Here is a 2,515-nt window from a genome sequence, read left to right as displayed (position 1 = left end):
CGAGAAACATATTTGCTTTCATCGGCGATACAGACAAATTTATCGGATGCGCTGGCCACGATTTTTTCGTTCAAATGCGCACCGCCGCCGCCTTTAATCATTTGCAGCGCGTGGTTGACTTCGTCTGCGCCGTCAACATAAATCGCCAATCCCATCACTTCATTCAGTGAAACTTCTGGAATCTCGTATTTTGCCAAAAGCTCGCTGGATTTTTTAGAAGTAGACACGGCACCCTTAATTTTCTTACCGCTTTTACCCAAAGCTTCAATAAAAAAGTTGATGGTAGAGCCGGTACCGATACCGATGTATTCGTTTTCAGGAACAAATTCCACCGCTTTTTCGGCGGCAATGCGTTTAAGTTCGTCTTGAGTTGCCATGTTGTCAGTCTTTCAGTTTGAATAATAAAGTAATTTTAAGCTCTTAGGCTTTAATCAGCAATACTGCCGCTTGCGCTTCAATGGCTTCCATACGTCCCAGATAGCCAAGTTTTTCGTTGGTTTTGCCCTTGATATTCACGCAGTTTGCAGGCAAACCCAAATCTGCGGCGATATTAGCGCGCATTGCCGGAATATGCGGCGCAAGTTTTGGCTTTTGCGCAATCACGGTCGTATCGACATTAACCACCTTCCAACCCAATTTCTGCACGCTTTGATAAGCCTCACGCAACAGCACACGGCTGTCGGCATCTTTGAACTCGGCGGCAGTATCAGGAAAATGGCTGCCGATATCGCCCAAACCGGCCGCACCCAACAGGGCATCGGTAATCGCATGCAAGAGCGCATCGGCATCTGAATGACCCAGCAAGCCTTTTTCAAACGGAATGTTGACGCCGCCGAGTATCAAATCTCGCCCTTCGACCAACTGATGGACATCGTAGCCCTGTCCGATACGGATATTCATGTTTGTTTCCTTAAATAATGGGTTTTGATTGTTCAGACGGCCTTGAGCAACAATCTGACAATGTATTCGTCTTGCGGCAGCGTCAATTTTAAATTGCGCGTATCGCCCTGCACCAAGCGTGGCCGGATACCCAGTTTTTCAACCGCTGACGCTTCATCCGTAATCTCACTTAAATCATCAACCGATAAAGCACGGTGTAATAAGGCCGTCTGAAAAAGCTGCGGCGTTTGCGCCTGCCATAATCCTGCGCGCGCAACGGTTTCATCAATATGATGATTGCCGTCTGAGCGCTTGAGCGTATCGGCCACCGGTATGGCCAAAATACCGCCTTCATCATTCTCACCCGCCTCATCAAGCAAACGCGTTAACGCTTCGGCAGGCAGGCAACAGCGTGCAGCATCATGAACCAAAATATTGTCTTGCGCCTCGGCCAAACCTTGCTCCAATAAAACGGACACACCATTGCGTACCGTTTCGGCACGACTTGCGCCGCCTACTCGAAAAACGCGCACTTTCTCAGACAGGGCCGTCTGAAAAACCGAATCTTCCGGCAAAAGAATAACGGCAATTAAATCTATGCGGGAGTGTTGCTCAAAAATTTCTATGGTATGTTGCAATACGGTTTTACCATTTATTTCAACATATTGTTTTGGTTTTCCTGCACCAAATCGCGCTCCCACACCGGCAGCAGGAATCAAAGCGATATTGCGGCGTATCATGCTGACGCTCCGGCATTAGCCTCATCAGAAGTTTCGGCCTTGCGCCATACACACGCTTCGCCCAAATCGTCCAAATATTTTTCATGTGCCGCCAGCTCGTCCGCATTGGCTTTGATGACTTTCAACTGCGAGGTACGTTTGGTTTCCGCAATAACGGTTTGTTTGACTTCGCCCTCTTCTTCCGTCTCACCGCCCATCAGATCGAACTGCTGACGCGTCATGGCAAGATAGACTTCACCCAAAAGCTCGCAGTCGATTAGAGCGCCGTGCAAAACCCGTTTGCTGCGGTCAACGGAAAAGCGGTTACACAACGCATCCAAGCTTGCCTTTTGTCCCGGAAACATTTCACGTGCCATAGCCAGCGTGTCGGTCACTTTACAACCCAGTTCCTCAATAGAAGGCAAGCCCATGCGGCGAAATTCCATATTCAGGAAGCCGACGTCAAACTTGGCATTATGGATAATCAGCTCTGCACCACGTATAAAGTCAGCAATCTGTTTACCCACTTGGGCAAACGGCGGCGCATTCTTCGCTTCCAATACTTCAATCGTCAAACCATGCACCTTCGCCGCTTCCTCCGGCATATCGCGTTCGGGATGGATATATAAATGAAGGTTGGAGTCGGTCATTTGGCGGTTGATCATTTCCAAGCCGGCAAATTCGACCAGACGGTCGCCGTTTTCAGGATAAAGACCCGTGGTCTCCGTATCGAGGATAATCTGACGTTGGCTCATGGTTAGTGGTTTCTGCAATTATCAAAACGTCCTGAATCATACTGAAGGCCGTCTGAAATGTATAGTCAGCAAAACTTTAGCTGCTTTTGCAATACCCTTTTATTGCTGGATTTTTTCAGACGGCCTTTATTCTTTTTTCATCTAATGACCATCTATTACGAC

The 2,515-nt window shown here is 48.2% G+C and carries 4 protein-coding genes; all 4 read right to left on the bottom strand.

The genetic code is table 11. From position 1 onward, the window contains the following. On the bottom strand, positions 1-377 hold a 377-nt coding region (gene rpiA, locus ACTHUE_RS15450), incomplete at its 3' end, for a ribose 5-phosphate isomerase A (RefSeq protein WP_440423928.1). Positions 378-420: 43 nt separating this feature from the next. Continuing rightward, complete coding sequence (gene ispF, locus ACTHUE_RS15445) at positions 421-900, bottom strand: 2-C-methyl-D-erythritol 2,4-cyclodiphosphate synthase (protein WP_070460801.1); 480 nt, start codon at positions 898-900, stop codon at positions 421-423. 32 nt (positions 901-932) lie between these two features. Then, a complete protein-coding gene (gene ispD / locus ACTHUE_RS15440) occupies positions 933-1,619 on the bottom strand; it encodes a 2-C-methyl-D-erythritol 4-phosphate cytidylyltransferase (RefSeq protein WP_070460803.1) in 687 nt (228 codons plus the stop codon). Beyond that, entirely contained in the window at positions 1,616-2,353 is a 738-nt protein-coding gene (gene dnaQ / locus ACTHUE_RS15435) for a DNA polymerase III subunit epsilon (protein WP_070460805.1), read from the bottom strand. The genes ispD and dnaQ overlap by 4 nt, the downstream gene beginning before the upstream one ends. Between the last annotated feature and the right edge of the window lie 162 nt (positions 2,354-2,515).

It is taken from the genome of Neisseria sp. P0021.S005 (genome assembly GCF_051956955.1).
The sequence above is the reverse complement of the archived record's forward strand: the minus strand, read 5'-3'. Positions and strand labels throughout refer to the sequence as shown.

Bases quoted from the DNA above. Each gene is read 5' to 3' on its own strand.
- ispF (WP_070460801.1), bottom strand. From the start codon at position 900: ATGAATATCCGTATCGGACAGGGCTACGATGTCCATCAGTTGGTCGAA.
- ispD (WP_070460803.1), bottom strand. From the start codon at position 1,619: ATGATACGCCGCAATATCGCTTTGATTCCTGCTGCCGGTGTGGGAGCG.
- dnaQ (WP_070460805.1), bottom strand. From the start codon at position 2,353: ATGAGCCAACGTCAGATTATCCTCGATACGGAGACCACGGGTCTTTAT.